Origin of the sequence: Sulfitobacter sp. HI0129 (genome assembly GCF_001635395.1) — a bacterium.
GTDB lineage: Bacteria > Pseudomonadota > Alphaproteobacteria > Rhodobacterales > Rhodobacteraceae > Sulfitobacter.
In genome coordinates, this window is record NZ_LWGH01000744.1 from 1 (window position 1) to 566 (window position 566).

Sequence of the window (566 nt, forward strand, 5' to 3'; positions counted from 1 at the left end):
GTCTACTGGGCGCAGCGCTCGGTCTCCGGCGGGACGGCCATGCCGCTGTTTCTGGTCCGGCGGCGCGACGATATGCTCATCGGGGCCATCACGCTGGACAACATCCGCCGCGGCCCCGCCCAGTCCGGCACGCTGGGCTATTGGACGGGGGAGCAGTTTTCCCGCCGGGGCTACATGCGCGAGGCGATCGAGGCGGTCGTGCATCACGCCTTCACCCGGCTCGACCTCAGCCGCGTCGAAGCGGCCTGCCTGCCGGAAAATATCGCGTCGCGCGGGCTGCTGGAAAAGTCGGGCTTCAAATACGAAGGTGTGGCGCAAAGCTACCTGCAGATCGACGGGCGCTGGCGCAACCATGTGCTCTATGCCGCGCTGCGCGCGGATCGGCGCGGCAAGACGACGGTCGGCTGACCGGAACGGCAAAGCGGGCTAACCCTGCGCGCCGATCTGCGCTATCCTCCCTTTCGGGGAGGAAGTTCAATGCCGCATCGCATCGCCCGTGCCACCTGTCTCGCCCTTGTCCTGACGCGCGCCGCCCTGCTGCTGGCGGGCCTCGGACTGGCCCCGCC

General features: G+C 68.7%; 1 protein-coding gene. It reads left to right on the top strand.

Going from position 1 to position 566, the window contains the following annotated elements; all coding sequences use genetic code 11:
• A partial coding sequence (locus tag A3764_RS18460) for a GNAT family N-acetyltransferase (protein WP_067951910.1) occupies positions 1-408 on the top strand: 408 nt, incomplete at its 5' end.
• Positions 409-566 lie beyond the last annotated feature (158 nt).